Genomic DNA, 14,047 nt, shown 5'->3' on the forward strand with positions numbered 1-14,047 from the left:
CACCGCAGCCCCATCGCCTACGAGAACGCCTTCCGAACGACATCAACTACGCTGACGCAAGCCGCATAACCCGTGTCCAGGAACCGGGGTCAAGGCCCGACGGGCTCTCGACGGGTGTCCTGGTCGATGGCAGCTTGGCTGGGGCCTGCAGTGCGTGCAGGTCCCAGAAACGTCCAGGCGCTGAAGAAAGACTGTCAGGTCTGGATCGCCGACTGGAACGACCAAGCCGTGGTCTTTTTCTGAACCGAAGACCGCCGACGAGGTATTCGAGGGCCTCGCCGGATATCTGGACCGAAGCAAAGACTCAGCACACTGGACGACGTCCACAGCCGTGTCGGTGTGCTCTTGAACGGCCCGAGCAAGCGCTTGGAGGCGCTGTCCGGAACCTCACCAACGACGACATGCCCGACGCGCCGGTGGGGAGCGCGGGCCCACTGCGCCGCCGCGAGACGGCTGGCCCTCTTCCTTCCGTCCCCGTTGCGGTGAGGGGGCAGGCCGTCGTCGACTCCAGGTGGGGACCATGCGGTCGAGACGCGTCGGGAGCGCCAACTGGCGCCGCTGCTCCGGGTATCCAAGTCCGCGGCCGACCGCATCATCGGCCACCTCGGACCGGCGCTCGCGCTCCAGCAGCACAAGTGGTACCGCAAGGACACCGTGCTCATCGGCGCAGGCACCCCGGTCCCGGCCCGCGACCACCAGGTGGCCGAGCAGTCCAAGCACTACCGGTACTCCACCGACGATCACATCGTCATCGACGCCGACCCCCGGCTCTCGCCGCCGTCGGGCGGTCACTGCCGAGCCACCGCGACGATCGCGGGGGATGGGAACCGTCCGGCGCGAAGAACACCGTCGGCCGGACCACGGAGATGGTGGACAGCCGCTACCGCGCACCGGCCTGGTCATCCCTCACCGCCGCGAACGCGGCCAGGCCGGTCTCCCGGACCGGAAAGAGGACCACAGCCGCTCGCGCCGCAAGGCCCGCGCGCGATGAGCGCGCCTTCGCCCGCGATCTGGTCAGCCGTCGGCGGAACACTTTCGGCGTCTCTCTTGGGACCTCGGAGCGTCAAAGTCGGGCAGCGGGGGTCGTCCAGAACAGCTCCGCAGCGGTCGGGCCCGTTGCGGTCGCGTCCAACACACCTCCCCCGCATCGCGGAATGGAAGCCGCCACCAGTCTGGCCTTCACCCTCCTTTCGTCCTGCGGGGCGGGGTGAAGGCATACAGGTCGAGGATGGCGGGGCAGGGGGCGGTGCCGGGGCCGCCGGCCGTACCCAGGCGATGACGTCCTCGGTGGCGTCGGGGTCGTTGACGAGGCCGAGCCAGACCGGTCGGGCGCCTTCGGCGCGGGCGGTGGCGGAGGGCTGGACGACGATGACGTTGGCGTGTTCGCACACGTCGAGGCAGTCGGACACGCGGACCGGGACCTGCTCGGTCAGGCGCGCCAGCTGCCGGTCGTGGTCCACGCCGGTGATTTTCGGGGTTCCGCAGCAGCAGTCCCGGCAGACGACGACGCGGCACGGTGCCGGTTCGGCGGAGGTGTGCTTCGTGCCGACCGCTTCAGTGCGCTGTCGGGGCATCGCTCGTCACGCTCCTTTCCGGGGGAGATTCGTCCCGGGCGGCCGGGCGCAGGAAGCGGATCACGGGGTGGCCGGGTGCGTGGGTGACCTCGGTAGGGACGCCGTAGACCTGCTCGATGAGGGCGGGGGCGAGGACCTCGGTGGGGGTGCCCTCGGTGATCGCGCGGCCGTCGCGGAGCACGAGCAGGCGGTCGCAGTACATCGCGGCGAGGTTGAGGTCGTGCAGGGCGATCACGGTGGTGACCGGCAGACTCGCCACGAGTTCCAGCAGGTCGAGCTGGTGCTGGATGTCGAGGTGGTTGGTGGGTTCGTCGAGGAGGAGTTCGCGGGGGCGCTGGGCGAGGGCGCGGGCGATCTGGGCGCGCTGGCGTTCGCCGCCGGAGAGGGTGTGCCAGGACTGGCCGGCCCGGTCGGTCAGCCCGGTGCGCCGCAGGGCCTCGGTGACGGCTGCCGCGTCGGCGGCCGTCGGGGGTGTCCAGGCGCGGCGGTGCGGGATGCGGCCGAGGGCGACGACGTCCCGGACGGTCAGTTCGGTCTGGGTGTGGGCGTGCTGCTCCACGGTGGCGATACGGCGGGCGGTGGCGCGGCGGCCGAGGTCCGGGAGGGGACGGCCGTCCAGGCTCACGACTCCGGCGCTGGGGGCGAGGGTCCCGGCCAGCAGCCTGAGCAGGGTGGACTTGCCGGAGCCGTTGGGGCCGAGCAGGCCGACGGTCTCGCCGGGGCGGAGGCTGAGGGTGACGTCGTCGACGACGACTTTGTCGCCGAGACGGCGTACGACGCGGTCTGCGCGCAGGCTGGTCATGCTCTTCCCCGTCCGCGGTAGAGGACGAGGACGAACGCGGGCACGCCGATGAGGGACGTCACGACGCCCACCGGGACCTCCTGGGGGTCGAGGACGGTACGGGCGAGGGTGTCCACCCAGACCAGGAAGACGGCCCCGGCCAGCGCGGTGACCGGCAGCAGACGGGCGTGCCCGGAGCCGGTGAGGGCACGGGTGGCGTGCGGCAGGACCAGGCCGACGAAGCCGATCGCGCCCGCGCTGCTGACCAGGGCGGCGGTGAGCAGCGCGGTCGCGCAGAGCAGGACCAGACGGGTGCGGGCGACCCGGACCCCGAGTCCGGCGGCGGCTTCGTCGCCGAAGGCGAAGGCGTCGAGGGTGCGGGCGTGCCCGAGGCAGACGACGAGCACCGTCGCCAGGACCACGGCGCAGAGCAGCACCTGTCCCCAGTCGGCGCCGGCGAGCGAGCCGAGCAGCCAGAACAGCACCCCCCGGGTGGTCTCGGCGTCCGCGGAGGTGAGCACGACGAAGGAGGTCAGCGCGGAGAACAACTGCATGGCCGCGACCCCGGACAGGACGACCCGGTCGGTGCCGGGGCCGAGGGTGTGGCTGAGCAGCAGCACCAGGGCGAAGGAGAACAGCGCGCCCAGGAAGGCACCGGCCGAGAGGGACACCGCTCCGCCGCCCACGCCGAGCACGACCACGGCGACCGCTCCGGTGGACGCGCCGGAGGAGACCCCGAGCACGAAGGGATCGGCGAGCGGGTTGCGCAGCAGCGACTGCATGACCGCGCCGCAGACGGCGAGTCCGGCACCGCAGACGGCGGCGAGCAGCGTGCGGGGCATACGCAGGTTCCAGACGATGCCGTCCCGCAAGGGCGCCAACGTGCTCTCGCCGAGGCCGAGGTGGGCCACGACGGAGGCCCAGACGTCGCCGGTGGAGATGTCGGCGGGGCCGATCGTCACGGCGACGGCGATCGACGCGAAGAGCGCGACCAGGCCGCCGCCCGTCAACAGCAAGGAGCGGAAGCTCACTTGGCGAACCCGAAGTCGCGCAGGCCGGCCGCGACCTTCTCGGTCCCCTCGATCGTGCGGAGGGACGGGTTCATCGCCTGCCCGCTCAGCAGGATGTAGCGCTTCTTCTTCACGGCGGTCAGGTTGCGGGTGGCGGGGTTGGTCTCCAGGAAGCGGATCTTGGCCGCCGCCGTCTCGGCGGTCTCCTGCTTGCGGGTCAGGTCGCCGATCACGAGGACGTCGGGGTCGCGGTCGGCGACGGTCTCCCAGTTGATCTGGGGCCATTCGTCGTGGGTGTCGGCGAAGGCGTTCTTCGCGCCGACCGCGCGGGTGATGGCGCCAGGGGCGCCGCAGCAGCCGGCGAGGTAGGGCGACTGGGAGTTGGCGAACCAGTACATGAGGGAGACGTCCGAGGCGTGCAGTCCGGCGGTGGCCGTGCTCACCCGCTTCTGCAGCGAGGCGACGAGCTTCTCACCGCGCTTCTCGACGCCGAACGCACGGGCGAGGTCGCGTATTTCGCCGTAGACGGCGTCGAGGGTGAGCGGTTCGGCGCGCGATCCGTCGCCGCCGCTGTCGTTGTCCTTGCCCGCGCAGTCGGAGGGGGAGACATAGGTGGGCACGCCCAGCTTCTCGAACTGCTCGCGCGTGGCGACCCCGCCTTTGCCCAGGGTGGAGACGAACGAGGCCGTGACGAAGTCGGGTTCGGCGTCCAGGACCTTCTCGAAGGACGGGTTGTTGTCGGCGAGACGCGGCACCGAGGCGTTGGCCTTCGCCAGGTCCTTCAGCACCGGATCGGTCCAGGTGGCCGTCCCGGCCATGCGGTCGGCGAGGCCGAGGGAGAGCAGGATCTCGGTGGTGCCCTGGTTGAGGGAGACGGCCCGCTTCGGGGCCGACGTCAGGGTGACCTTGTGGCCGCAGTTGTCGAGGGTCACCGGGTAACCAGCGGCCGAGGTCGCCTCCGGCTTCGCGTCACCCGCGTCGGAGGAGCCGCACGCGGTGAGCAGCAGGGCGGACGCGAGGAGCAGCGCCGGGGCAGGGAGGAGAGCGGGGGTGCGGAGCACGGGCATGCCTCTGGAGTCGGGGCTCGTTCGCGGAGCCGGCCTACGGACGTCCTCCGCGCCGGAGCGCGGAGTGCCAGCAGGTCTTCGGACTCGGGTTCGTCCGGACGGGGCGCCTTCCCGGTCTCCCAGTGGCGTCGTGCCTCGCCCGTCCCCCTCACCGCTGCGCGTCAGCTCCGGATTCGCACCGGATTCCCTCACCACGGATATGGCTTGACTGGCTTGCCGAGGCTATCAAGGTGGGGGAGGGGGCACGTCGTGTGCTCGGTCACGGGATGCCCCGCGCCCCCTCATGGCGCGACTGCTTCTCCCCGTTCCGGTCTGGGCGAAGGGGATGCGGAAGCCAGCCGGCCGCCGAGGTGTCGGCCCGCCACACCCGGCGGCGTCGGCTCGCAGGGGTCAGGTGGGCGGGACGGGCCGCAGCCGGTAGGTGTCGCCGTGTGCGACGACGTGGCCGGCTGTGGGCGGGGCGAAGTGGGTGCCCAGGAGGAGGGTGTCCGTGTCGGCGAGGGAAGCGAGCACTTCACCACGGGTGGTCGCGGACTGCTCGGGGTCGATGTCCACGCAGGCGCCGAGGGCGGGATGGGCGAGTTGGACCGGGTGGTGCACGCAGTCACCGGTGATGAGCGCCGTCTCGCCCTGACTGCTCAGTTCGACCGCCACATGGCCGGGGGTGTGGCCGGGGGTGGGAACCAGGCGCAGGCTCGGGGTGATCCGCGCGCCCTCGGCCGGGACGTCGACGAGATCGAGCAGACCGGCCCGCTCGACCGGGATCACCGAGTCGCGGAACATCTGGCGGCGCGCCTCCTCCATGTCGTACGAGGCCCAGAACTCCCTTTCGGCGCGTGCGGTGAGGTAGCGCGCCCCGGGGAACATGGGGACCCACTCGTCGTCCGCCTTCCGGGTGTTCCAGCCGACGTGGTCGGCGTGCAGGTGGGTGAGGACCACCAAGTCCACGGAATCGGGCGGGAATCCGGCGGCGGCCAGGCGCTCGGGGAAGTCGGTGCGCAGGTTGTGCCAGGCCGGGTTGGCGCGTTCCTTGCCGTTGCCGATACCGGTGTCGACGAGTACGCGCAGCCCGTCCACGGCGAACGCGAAGCTGTGGCTGTCGAGGTGGAGGATGCCGTCCTCGCCCGCGAAGTGGGGGCGCAGCCAGTCCTGTCCGGCCACCACCTGAGGAGTGGCGTCGGGCAGCAGCCAGGGCCCGGTCGAGGGCGGCAGCGGTGTTTCGTCGATGCGGTGGACGGTGATGCCGCCCACGGTCCAGGACGGGAGAGGGGGGTCCGAGGGGGTCCGCATGATCTGTCGTTTCCTTCGCTGTTCAGGGGAGTGGCTGGTGGTGCGGCGTGCGGTGGGGCCTTGACCGGGTGCGTCGTGAGACGGAGAGCGCCGCGAGGGCCGCCGCGGCGAGGAGTGCGGCGGTGACGGCGTAGGCGTGCGAGGTGGCCCCGAGCCCGTAGTACCGGGTGGCGGCCCCCGCGGCGATGGCGGGCAGGCTCATGGAGAGGTAGCTCAGCACGTAGTAGGCGGCCAGCGTCGCGGCGCGGTGCCGCCCGTCGAGCGAGGCGAGGAGCATGCGCAGCACCCCTTGGGAGACGGCGCCGAAGGCCACTCCGGCCAGCGCGGCGCCGCCGTAGACGGCCGGCAGTCCGAGGCCGTGCAGGCCGCTCAGGGTCAGGGCCGCGGCGGGCAGGACGGAGAGGCATCCGCCGATCGCGGTGGGGAGGGGGTCGGTGCGGCGCACCACCCACACGGTGAGTGCGGCCGTGGCGCTGAGGGTGAAGAAGACCATGCCGAGGGCCGCCTGCGGGGCGTGGGGTGCCACCAGGCGTACGAGGGCCGGCCCGAGGGAGGAGTAGAAGCCGCCCAGTGCCCAGACCGCGACGATCGCGGTGCCCGTGGTGAGCAGGGTGCGCCGCACAGCGGGCGGTACGCCGAGCCGCGGGCGCAGCGAACGGAGCGCGCCCGCCCGGCGGCCGACCGTCTCCGTGGTGAAGGGGACGGCGATCGCCTGGGCGGCGAACAGTGCTGCCAGCAGCGCGTAGACGGTGACCGTCGGGGCCGGGGCGAAGCGGGCGAGGAGGGTGGAGAGGAGAACGCCCGCCGCCATGCCGACGAGCGGGGCGATGGTGTTGGTCAGGGCGGACCGGCCGGGACGCCGCGGGTCTTCCAGGTCGAGGAGGGCCGCGCCCGCGGCGCTGGTGGCCACGCCGGTGGCCGCTCCTTGCAGGAGACGGGCCGCTGTCAGGGAGGCGACGCCGTCCGCTGAGGCGAGGAGGACCATGGCGACGGCCTGGACGCCGAGGGCGCCCGCCAGGACGGGACGCCGTCCCAGGCGGTCGGAGAGCGCTCCGGTGGTGAGAAGGGCCGACAGCAGCGCCAGGGCGTACGCGCTGAAGACCACCGTGACGGCGAGCGCGGAAAGGCCCCACTGGTCCTGGTAGAGGGGGTACAGCGGTGTCGGCGCACTGGACGCCGCCAGGAGGGCCACGAGTACGGACGCGTCCAGACCGAAAGAGGCGGCGCGGCTTTTCCCGCGTGCGCGACCGCCCCCGACAGGGCAGTGCGCGAGTGAGCCGGACACGGCGTCGGGCATGAGACTCCTCCCTAAAAGCAATGCGTTTGCCTTAAGGGACGATAGGGCCTACGGTCGAGCTAAAGCAAACCAATAGCTTTTGGCCGGAGTGTTTCGTCGCTCCAGGCCCGACCAGGGGAGGATTCATGTCCACCGCCGGACTCACACCGCCCGAGGCGGCCCGCTGGGCCGCCCGCGCCGGGCTTCCGCTGCCCGATGGCCGCCACTCCGTGGTGGCCGCCACCGCCGACCACATCCACTCCGTCGTCACGGTCCTGCGCGAGCTGGACTTCGGCGATACTCCGGCCGCCGGTGCGTTCCGCGTGGAACCGGCCGGTGTCTTCCGCGCGGAAGAGCTTGCCGGTGCCGACCGTGCGGGAGAGGAGGGGCGCGATGCAGCCGTATGAGTTGTCCCTCGCCGCCGCCGCGCAGGAGATCCGGGAGCGGCGGCTGTCCCCTGTCGAACTGGTCGACTCGGTCCTCGGCCGCATCGAGCAGGTGGAGCCGCACCTCGCGGCCTATGTCGCGGTTTCCGCTGACCAGGCCCGCCGGTCCGCCCGCGAGGCCGAGCGCGAGGCCGCACAGGGCTCCTGCCGAGGCCCCCTGCACGGAATCCCGGTGGGACTCAAGGACTTGATCGATGTCGCCGGTGAGCCCACCACGGCAAGCTCCAGGGCCCGGGCCGGTCACCGCGCGGCCTCCGACAGCACCGTCGCCGCGAGTCTGCGGGCGGCCGGCGCGGTCCTGGTCGGCAAGACGCACACCCACGAGTTCGCCTACGGGCTGACCACCCCGCAGACCCGCAACGCCTGGGATCGGGGCAGGGTCGCCGGTGGCTCCAGCGGCGGCTCCGCCGTCGCCGTCGCCGTCGGGGCGGCGACCTTCGCCCTCGGCACGGACACCGGTGGATCGATCCGGGTGCCCGCCACCCTGAACGGCGTGGTCGGGCTCAAGCCGACGTACGGACTCGTGCCCCGTCACGGCGTCACGTCGCTGTCCTGGTCGCTCGACCACGTCGGCCCGATCACCCGCACCGTCGACGACGCGGCCCTGGTGCTGGCCGCCATCGCCGGGCACGACCCCCGCGACCCGGCCTCGGTGGCCGTCCCCGGCGTCGACTGCCGCCCGTCCCCCGACCCCGACCTGACCGGCGTGCGCGTCGGCGTCCCGCGCACCTACTACTTCGACCACGTCGACGCCACGGTCGCGACCGCCGTCCACCGCGCCCTCGCGCAACTGGAGGCGCTCGGCGCCCGGCTCATCGATGTCGACATCCCGATGGCCCGCTACATCCAGGCCATCCAGTGGGGCCTGATGGTGCCGGAAGCCACCGCCTACCACGAGAGCACCCTGCGTACCGCTCCCGAGCTGTATCAGGCGGACGTCCGCATCCTCCTGGAGGCCGGTGAGCTGATGGGCGCGGGCGACTACCTGCGGGCGCAGCGCGCCCGGACGCTGATGCGCGACGCATGGGCCCGCGTCATGGAGAAGGTCGACGTGATCGCCGCCCCCGCGGTGCCGATGTCCGCGGTCCCGTCGGGACAGGAGACCGTCACGTGGCCGGACGGCACGGTCGAGGCCGTCTCCGACGCCTACGTGCGCCTCTCCTCGCCGGCCAACATCACCGGTGTGCCCGCACTCTCCGTCCCGGTCGGGCAGGACGCGGAGGGTATGCCGATCGGTATGCAGTTGCTCGGGCGGCCCTTCGACGAGCGGACGCTGCTGCTGGTGGGCCACGCGTACGAGCGGACGCGGCCCGCCCGGTCGCTCGCCCCTCTCACCTGAGAACGGCGTAGGGGCCGGGCCGGAAAGCACCGGTCCGGCCCACGCCACCGGGGCCGCCAGATGCTCGCGACGACGGGACCGCCGAGGACTCCGTCAGAGGCGTCGAGCAGGCGACCGCGAAGTGGTGCGGGCGACCCTCCGGGGCGCCGGGGGGCGCGGAAAGGCGAAACCGCAGCGGCCGAGCGAGTCCCCGGCCCGCGCGAAGACGTCCGGGCCCCACCGCGTGGGCGGCACGCTCCGTGCGGAGATGGGCGGGCGGGGTCGACAAGGCTGTGTCCGGAGTGGCCAGTCGACTTCAGCGTTCCGGGACACGTGAAAGGCCGCTTCTCGCGTCTTCGCCACGAGCATGGGGCGTCGATGGGCCCGGGTGGTGAGCCCGCTAAACGCAAGAACTGTGCTTTAAGCTGGTGCGATGAGCAGCAAGCAGAGGGCCCGACCCGGCGGACGGAGCGCGCGCGTCCAGGCGTCGGTGCACGCCGCTGTACGGGAACTGCTGGAGGAAAGGGGTCGCGAGGCACTGACCGTCCCACTGGTCGCCCAGCGCGCCGGAGTCACCCCGTCGACCGTCTACCGACGCTGGGGCAACCTCCAGGAACTGCTGTCGGACGTCGCGGTGGAGCGGCTGCGGCCCGACACCGAGCCGGAGGACCACGGCGACCTGCGGTCCGACCTCACCGCATGGGCCGAACAGTTCCTCGACGAGATGATGTCCGTCTCGGGCCGCGCCTACATCCGCGACGCCCTGCTCGGTGACCCGGACGGCAGCAACGCCGGTCAGTGCTCGGCCTACGCGGCGGAACAGCTCCGCGTCATCCTCGCCCGAGCGACCGACCGCGAGGAGAACGCTCCCGACGTCGAGACGGCCATGGACCACATCGTCGCCCCCATGATGTACCGCATCCTCTTCCGCCCGGCCGGGCTCGACGCCGCGTACGCCCGCCGGCTCGTGACCGAGCTTTTCGGCGCCGGGCTCGTCGGCGTACGCGGGGAGGGCGACCAGTGACCCGACGACCGCCTTCGTCGCTCGCGGCAGTGTCCGAGCGGCCCCCGTCCCGAGGGTGCTGGTGCTCCGGGACTTGACCCGTGCTCCGTGAGACGGGCGGGGGCCCGGTCACGCCGAACCTGCTGGACTGGACAGAGGCGAGCGGTCGGACGCCGTGACCAGCTTCCTCCTGCCCTGGCTGCGCGCACGCGGTCACGCGGTCCTGGCGTCCCTGATGGACGGCCACGACTACACCGACGATGTCGCCGACGACGACGTGACCTTCGGGCTCGACCGGATCCTGGACGGGATCGGCATGGTGGTCGCGGAGAAACGTGCCCCGGAGCGAGCTGCGCGGGGACGCCGAGGAGCCCGAGAATGAGCGCTTCGGTGGCGAAAAGCGTCACCACCCGCCCCCGGGGGCAGCGGAAACGGTGAGGACCGGGCCGCGACGGGCGGTCAGCACGCTCCCGGTGGCCTGCGCCACCGTCGCGCACGTCACACGTCCAGTGCGCGCGTCGTCCGTGTCCGCCCGGTTCTGGTTGCCCCGGGTGCCCGTCCCGTCCTCCGCCTCGGAACGACCGGCAGGGCTCGCGTGGTCGCCTCCCCGGGCCGCCGCCGAACGGCCGCCCGACGCCCTCGTGGTCGCGACCACCGATCGGCCCAGCCCGCTCCTGGAGGCTCCCCGCTTTCAGCCGGGCGCTCGTCGTGCGCCGCGAGTTGCCCGCTCAGAGCCGCACGTGCGTGAGGAAAGTGGTGCGGCTAGGGCAGGTGGTGTGGGGGAGGTAGAGGGCGTGGAGCGGCGCGTGGACGGGGGGTTCGAGGGCGAGGACCTGCGCTTTGCCGCCCGCCGCGGGGCCCGGTGGGGTGGTGACGAAGGCGAGGTGGCGGGTGCCGAGGACGGCGGTGATCGGGGGTGTGCCCTGGCGGGAGGTGCGCTCCGTCCTCGGTTCGAAACCGGCGTTGCGGCAGTGCTCGATGAGGAGGTCGGTGTAGCCGGAGCGGCCGGGGGACCCCCACACCAGGAAGGACTCGTGGGCGAGTTCGGGCAGCGCCACCGAGGCGCGGGTGGCCAGGGGGTGGTCGTGGGCGACGCCGATGTGCAGGCGCTGGTGGCCGAGGGTGGTGCGGGTCAGGCCGTGGGCGGGCGCCATTCCGCGGCACAGGCCGATGTCGAGGTCGCCGGCGAGTAGGGCGGCGGTCAGCTCCGAGGGGTAGCGCTGATGGATCTCGGGGGTGACGTCGGGCTGGGCTTCGGTCACCGGGGCGAGCAGGGTGACGAGTTCGTCGCCGGTGACGGCGGGGGTGTAGCCGATGCGGAGCGTCTGGGCCTCGCCGCGTCCGATCTGCCGGGCGCGGTGCAGGGCGGCGCGGGCCACGCCGTTGAGGACGCGGGCGTCGTCGATCAGGGCCGCTCCGGCGGGCAGCACGGTGACGCCCGCGCTGCCACGCTCCAGCAGCGGAACACCGACCTCGCGTTCGAGGACCCGGATGGAGGTGGACAGGGCCTGCTGGGACAGGTGGAGCCGGGTGGCGGCGCGGGTGAGGCTGCCTTCCTCGGCGACGGCGATCAGGTGGTCGAGTTTGTTCAGGTCCAGGCGCACCTCAACGCCCTCCGGCGCGGTGGCGGACGGTGAAGAGATTGGCCGCCAGCGTGGCGGACACCGCCAGGCCCATGCCCAGGACGGCGCCACCGATTCCCACGGTGGGCGCGCCGAAGCCCAGAGCCAGGACGACGAGGGCGCCGACGGCCACCAGGAGAGCGTGCCCCACCGCTCCGGTGCGGGTGGCCCGGTGCAGCGCCCCCAGCGTCAGCAGCACGATCACCACGGGGACGGCGACCGCCAGTCCGGCCCCCCGCGTGGAGAAGTGGCCGTGGTGTTCGGCGCCGTCCAGAGCCACCTCCAGACCCGCGCCGATCGCGGCCAGCGCGGCGAAGACCACGTAGTGGCCGTACCCCCAGACCAAGGCGGTGCGCAGTGTGGTCAGCCGGGCTTCGTTCCCCGTGAAGTAGATCCACCACAGGGCGAAGACGAGCAGCAGGCCGCCGATCGCGATCAGGAGAACCGGGGCGGAGACGCCGCGGTCGTCCACGGCCGAGCGGACGGCGGCGAGCGAGCCGAGGATCACCTCACCCAGGACGATGATGGTGAAGAGGCTGTAGCGCTCGGCGATGTGCCCGGGGTGCCAGCTGGTGGCGCGGCCCCGGTACTCGGCCCACGCCGGTACCGCCAGTTCGGCCGCGACCAGTACGAGGAAGGTGGGCCAGGCCCAGGCGCCGGATGCCCAGAGGCGGGCGATCCAGCAGAGCTGCACCACGCTGATACCGGCGGCGTAGCGCAGTGCGCTGCCGCGGCCCTCGGGGTACTCCTTGGCGGCGCGCAGCCACTGGGCGACCATCGCGGCCCGCATCACCACGTAGCCGACCACCACCACGGTGAAGTCGCCGTCCTCGAACACGGCGGTCACTCCCGATGCCAGTACGAGCACGCCGGCCATCTGGAGCAGGGTCAGCAGCCGGTAGGGCACATCGTCGGTGTCGTAGGCGGAGGCGAACCAGGAGAAGTTCATCCACGCCCACCAGATCGCGAAGAACACCGCCGCGTAGGCGGCCAGCCCGGAGCCGGGATGGTCTTCGGCGAGCGCGTGGTGAAGCCCGGACGCGGCCTGGGAGACGGCGACCACGAAGGTCAGGTCGAACAGCAGCTCCAGAGGCGTCGAGGCCCGGTGCCGCTCCCCGGGGTCCCGCCCGCGCATCACCCGCCGCAGCGGTCCGGTCGGGGTGGCCTCAGCCTGGCCGCTCATCGCGTCTTCCTTCCACGTTCACCCGGTGTCACTGACCTGCCCATCCTGCTCGCCCGGCCGGGACGCCACGGGCACGGGTGCCCGAGCGGGCCCGTCCGCCCAGCCCACGAGCGACGGCCTGGGCGGCATGGGTCGTGTGCCGCGCGTGTTCCCCGGTACCGCCCGCAGGGCCCGCCCACCGGCCGCGAGCCGGGCCGGTGGGCGGGCCCTGCGGGTGCTCCCACGGAAGCACCCGTCCCCCGGACGGGGGGCGGGAAGGCCGCTTCAGGCCTGGCCGGTTTCGAAGTGGCTGACGCGCCCGTCGGTGACGGTGAAGGCCCACCGCGTGCGCATACCGCCCCAGGTGTCGTTGGTGTACATGGCCGTCAGGGTCCGGCCGTCGGCCGAGACGTCCTCGACGTCCATGCGCCCGTTCGAGGAGAAGATCTCGCGTTCCGCCCACGCGGCGAGGTCACGGGCGGTGCCGTCGTCGGACATGGTGGCGTCCTCGGTCAGCGCGGCGAAGAAGGCGTCCTTGTCACCGGCGTTGACGGCGGCGACGAAGGCGGCCACCGCGGGGTCACTCGGATCTGTGGTCATCACGGTCTCCTGGTGTTGCGCGCGAGGCGCCGTCGCGGGTGAACCCGGCCGTGCCGGGGCCCGGACGGGACGCCCCGCCGGAGGGCACAGGTCAGCGGGTGGTGTAGCCGCCGTTGGGGAACATCGTCTGACCGGTGAACCACCAGCCTTCGGTGGCCAGGAACCGGATGACCGGGACGATGTCCTCGATCTGGGTGAGCTGGTTGCCCAACGCCTGCGACTTGTGGAACTCCACCCGCTCCGGGGTCTCCTGACCGTAGAAGAACGGCGTGTCCATCGGCCCCGGAGCCACCATGTTGACGGAGATCCCGCGGTCCGCGAACTCCTTGGCCGCCGCCCGGGTGAAGTGCTCCAGCGGCGCCTTGCCACCCGCGTAGGTGGAGTAGCCGTCGGTGAAGGCGGCGAGCAGGGACGTGCCGATGCTGATGATCTTGCCGTGGTCGTTCAGGCGGCGACCGGCCTCCTGGATGAAGAAGTACGCCGCCTTGGCGTTGATGCCGAACATGCGGTCGTACTCTTCCTCGGTGGTCTCCAGGATCGGCTTGCGCAGCACCATCCCGGTGGTGTTGACCGCGATGTCGGCGCCGCCGTAGGTGTCCACGGCCGTGTCGAAGAGCCGCCGTACGTCGGCGACCTTCGTCAGGTCGCCCTGGACGGAGACGGCCTGTCCTCCGGCGTCCTGGATCGCCTTGACCGTCTGCTCGGCGTCGTTCGCGGAGCTGTGGTAGTGCACGACCACCTTCGCTCCGGCCTCCGCGAACGTCCGGCTGAGCAGCCCGCCGAGGTTCTTCTCGCCGCCGCCGATGACGGCGACCTTGTCCCGCAGCGTGTTGTCCGTCATGTCCGCACTCCCTCACGGCCTTGTCGGCCATCGACTGGATGACGTTCACGGACGAGC

General features: G+C 72.3%; 13 protein-coding genes, 2 pseudogenes and 1 riboswitch. Of the genes and pseudogenes, 5 read left to right on the plus strand and 10 right to left on the minus strand.

Annotated features, from left to right (window positions below; all coding sequences use genetic code 11):
- Positions 1-489 precede the first annotated feature (489 nt).
- Positions 490-988: pseudogene (locus IF99_RS34910) on the plus strand (IS5/IS1182 family transposase); the annotation flags it as partial.
- A gap of 191 nt (positions 989-1,179) precedes the next feature.
- Here the strand turns inward: IF99_RS34910 and IF99_RS34915 are convergent.
- The 6 genes and pseudogenes from IF99_RS34915 to IF99_RS0114275 form a co-directional block, all read right to left on the minus strand.
- A pseudogene (locus IF99_RS34915) lies at positions 1,180-1,574 on the minus strand ((2Fe-2S) ferredoxin domain-containing protein).
- Positions 1,555-2,376: an ABC transporter ATP-binding protein gene (locus IF99_RS0114255; protein WP_030996833.1), complete on the minus strand. Its 822-nt coding sequence runs from the start codon at positions 2,374-2,376 to the stop codon at positions 1,555-1,557. Before IF99_RS0114255 ends, IF99_RS34915 begins: the two are co-directional and overlap by 20 nt.
- On the minus strand, positions 2,373-3,386 hold the full coding sequence (locus IF99_RS0114260) for a FecCD family ABC transporter permease (RefSeq protein WP_030996834.1): 1,014 nt from the start codon (positions 3,384-3,386) through the stop codon (positions 2,373-2,375). Before IF99_RS0114260 ends, IF99_RS0114255 begins: the two co-directional genes overlap by 4 nt.
- Positions 3,383-4,432 (minus strand): ABC transporter substrate-binding protein, encoded by a 1,050-nt coding sequence (locus IF99_RS0114265; protein WP_030996835.1) that lies wholly within the window; start codon positions 4,430-4,432, stop codon positions 3,383-3,385. The genes IF99_RS0114260 and IF99_RS0114265 overlap by 4 nt, the downstream gene beginning before the upstream one ends.
- Positions 4,433-4,483: 51 nt before the next feature.
- Positions 4,484-4,660, minus strand: a riboswitch (cobalamin riboswitch).
- Between the two features lie 162 nt (positions 4,661-4,822).
- Positions 4,823-5,722: an MBL fold metallo-hydrolase gene (locus IF99_RS0114270; protein ID WP_030996836.1), complete on the minus strand. Its 900-nt coding sequence runs from the start codon at positions 5,720-5,722 to the stop codon at positions 4,823-4,825.
- A gap of 22 nt (positions 5,723-5,744) precedes the next feature.
- Complete coding sequence (locus IF99_RS0114275; protein WP_078655090.1) at positions 5,745-7,019, minus strand: MFS transporter; 1,275 nt, start codon at positions 7,017-7,019, stop codon at positions 5,745-5,747.
- Between the two features lie 125 nt (positions 7,020-7,144).
- Here IF99_RS0114275 and IF99_RS30790 point away from each other — a divergent pair, with 125 nt between their 5' ends.
- From IF99_RS30790 to IF99_RS0114295, 4 genes are all read left to right on the plus strand, one after another.
- Positions 7,145-7,405, plus strand: a complete 261-nt coding sequence (locus IF99_RS30790; RefSeq protein ID WP_051703494.1) for a hypothetical protein — start codon at positions 7,145-7,147, stop codon at positions 7,403-7,405.
- Entirely contained in the window at positions 7,392-8,783 is a 1,392-nt protein-coding gene (locus IF99_RS0114285) for an Asp-tRNA(Asn)/Glu-tRNA(Gln) amidotransferase GatCAB subunit A (protein WP_030996839.1), read from the plus strand. The genes IF99_RS30790 and IF99_RS0114285 overlap by 14 nt, the downstream gene beginning before the upstream one ends.
- 412 nt (positions 8,784-9,195) lie before the next feature.
- Complete coding sequence (locus tag IF99_RS0114290) at positions 9,196-9,786, plus strand: TetR/AcrR family transcriptional regulator (RefSeq protein ID WP_051703495.1); 591 nt, start codon at positions 9,196-9,198, stop codon at positions 9,784-9,786.
- A gap of 154 nt (positions 9,787-9,940) precedes the next feature.
- Entirely contained in the window at positions 9,941-10,147 is a 207-nt protein-coding gene (locus tag IF99_RS0114295; RefSeq protein ID WP_030996841.1) for a hypothetical protein, read from the plus strand.
- A gap of 346 nt (positions 10,148-10,493) precedes the next feature.
- Here IF99_RS0114295 and IF99_RS0114305 read toward each other — a convergent pair whose 3' ends face one another.
- From IF99_RS0114305 to IF99_RS0114320, 4 genes are all read right to left on the minus strand, one after another.
- Complete coding sequence (locus IF99_RS0114305; protein ID WP_030996843.1) at positions 10,494-11,369, minus strand: LysR family transcriptional regulator; 876 nt, start codon at positions 11,367-11,369, stop codon at positions 10,494-10,496.
- A 1-nt stretch (position 11,370) separates the two neighbouring features.
- Positions 11,371-12,570 (minus strand): low temperature requirement protein A, encoded by a 1,200-nt coding sequence (locus tag IF99_RS0114310; protein ID WP_037826924.1) that lies wholly within the window; start codon positions 12,568-12,570, stop codon positions 11,371-11,373.
- A gap of 264 nt (positions 12,571-12,834) precedes the next feature.
- A complete protein-coding gene (locus tag IF99_RS0114315; protein WP_030996845.1) occupies positions 12,835-13,149 on the minus strand; it encodes a nuclear transport factor 2 family protein in 315 nt (104 codons plus the stop codon).
- Positions 13,150-13,240: 91 nt separating this feature from the next.
- Positions 13,241-13,990 (minus strand): SDR family oxidoreductase, encoded by a 750-nt coding sequence (locus IF99_RS0114320; RefSeq protein ID WP_030996846.1) that lies wholly within the window; start codon positions 13,988-13,990, stop codon positions 13,241-13,243.
- Between the last annotated feature and the right edge of the window lie 57 nt (positions 13,991-14,047).

It is taken from the genome of Streptomyces sp. NRRL F-5630 (genome assembly GCF_000719475.1).
Lineage (GTDB): Bacteria > Actinomycetota > Actinomycetes > Streptomycetales > Streptomycetaceae > Streptomyces.

Excerpts from the sequence above, each read along its gene's own strand:
- IF99_RS0114285 (WP_030996839.1), top strand. The coding sequence starts at position 7,392 with ATGCAGCCGTATGAGTTGTCCCTCGCCGCCGCCGCGCAGGAGATCCGG.
- IF99_RS0114265 (WP_030996835.1), bottom strand. The coding sequence starts at position 4,432 with ATGCCCGTGCTCCGCACCCCCGCTCTCCTCCCTGCCCCGGCGCTGCTC.
- IF99_RS0114275 (WP_078655090.1), bottom strand. The coding sequence starts at position 7,019 with ATGCCCGACGCCGTGTCCGGCTCACTCGCGCACTGCCCTGTCGGGGGC.
- IF99_RS0114310 (WP_037826924.1), bottom strand. The coding sequence starts at position 12,570 with ATGAGCGGCCAGGCTGAGGCCACCCCGACCGGACCGCTGCGGCGGGTG.
- IF99_RS0114315 (WP_030996845.1), bottom strand. The coding sequence starts at position 13,149 with ATGACCACAGATCCGAGTGACCCCGCGGTGGCCGCCTTCGTCGCCGCC.
- IF99_RS30790 (WP_051703494.1), top strand. The coding sequence starts at position 7,145 with ATGTCCACCGCCGGACTCACACCGCCCGAGGCGGCCCGCTGGGCCGCC.
- IF99_RS0114320 (WP_030996846.1), bottom strand. The coding sequence starts at position 13,990 with ATGACGGACAACACGCTGCGGGACAAGGTCGCCGTCATCGGCGGCGGC.
- IF99_RS0114270 (WP_030996836.1), bottom strand. The coding sequence starts at position 5,722 with ATGCGGACCCCCTCGGACCCCCCTCTCCCGTCCTGGACCGTGGGCGGC.
- IF99_RS0114255 (WP_030996833.1), bottom strand. The coding sequence starts at position 2,376 with ATGACCAGCCTGCGCGCAGACCGCGTCGTACGCCGTCTCGGCGACAAA.
- IF99_RS0114290 (WP_051703495.1), top strand. The coding sequence starts at position 9,196 with ATGAGCAGCAAGCAGAGGGCCCGACCCGGCGGACGGAGCGCGCGCGTC.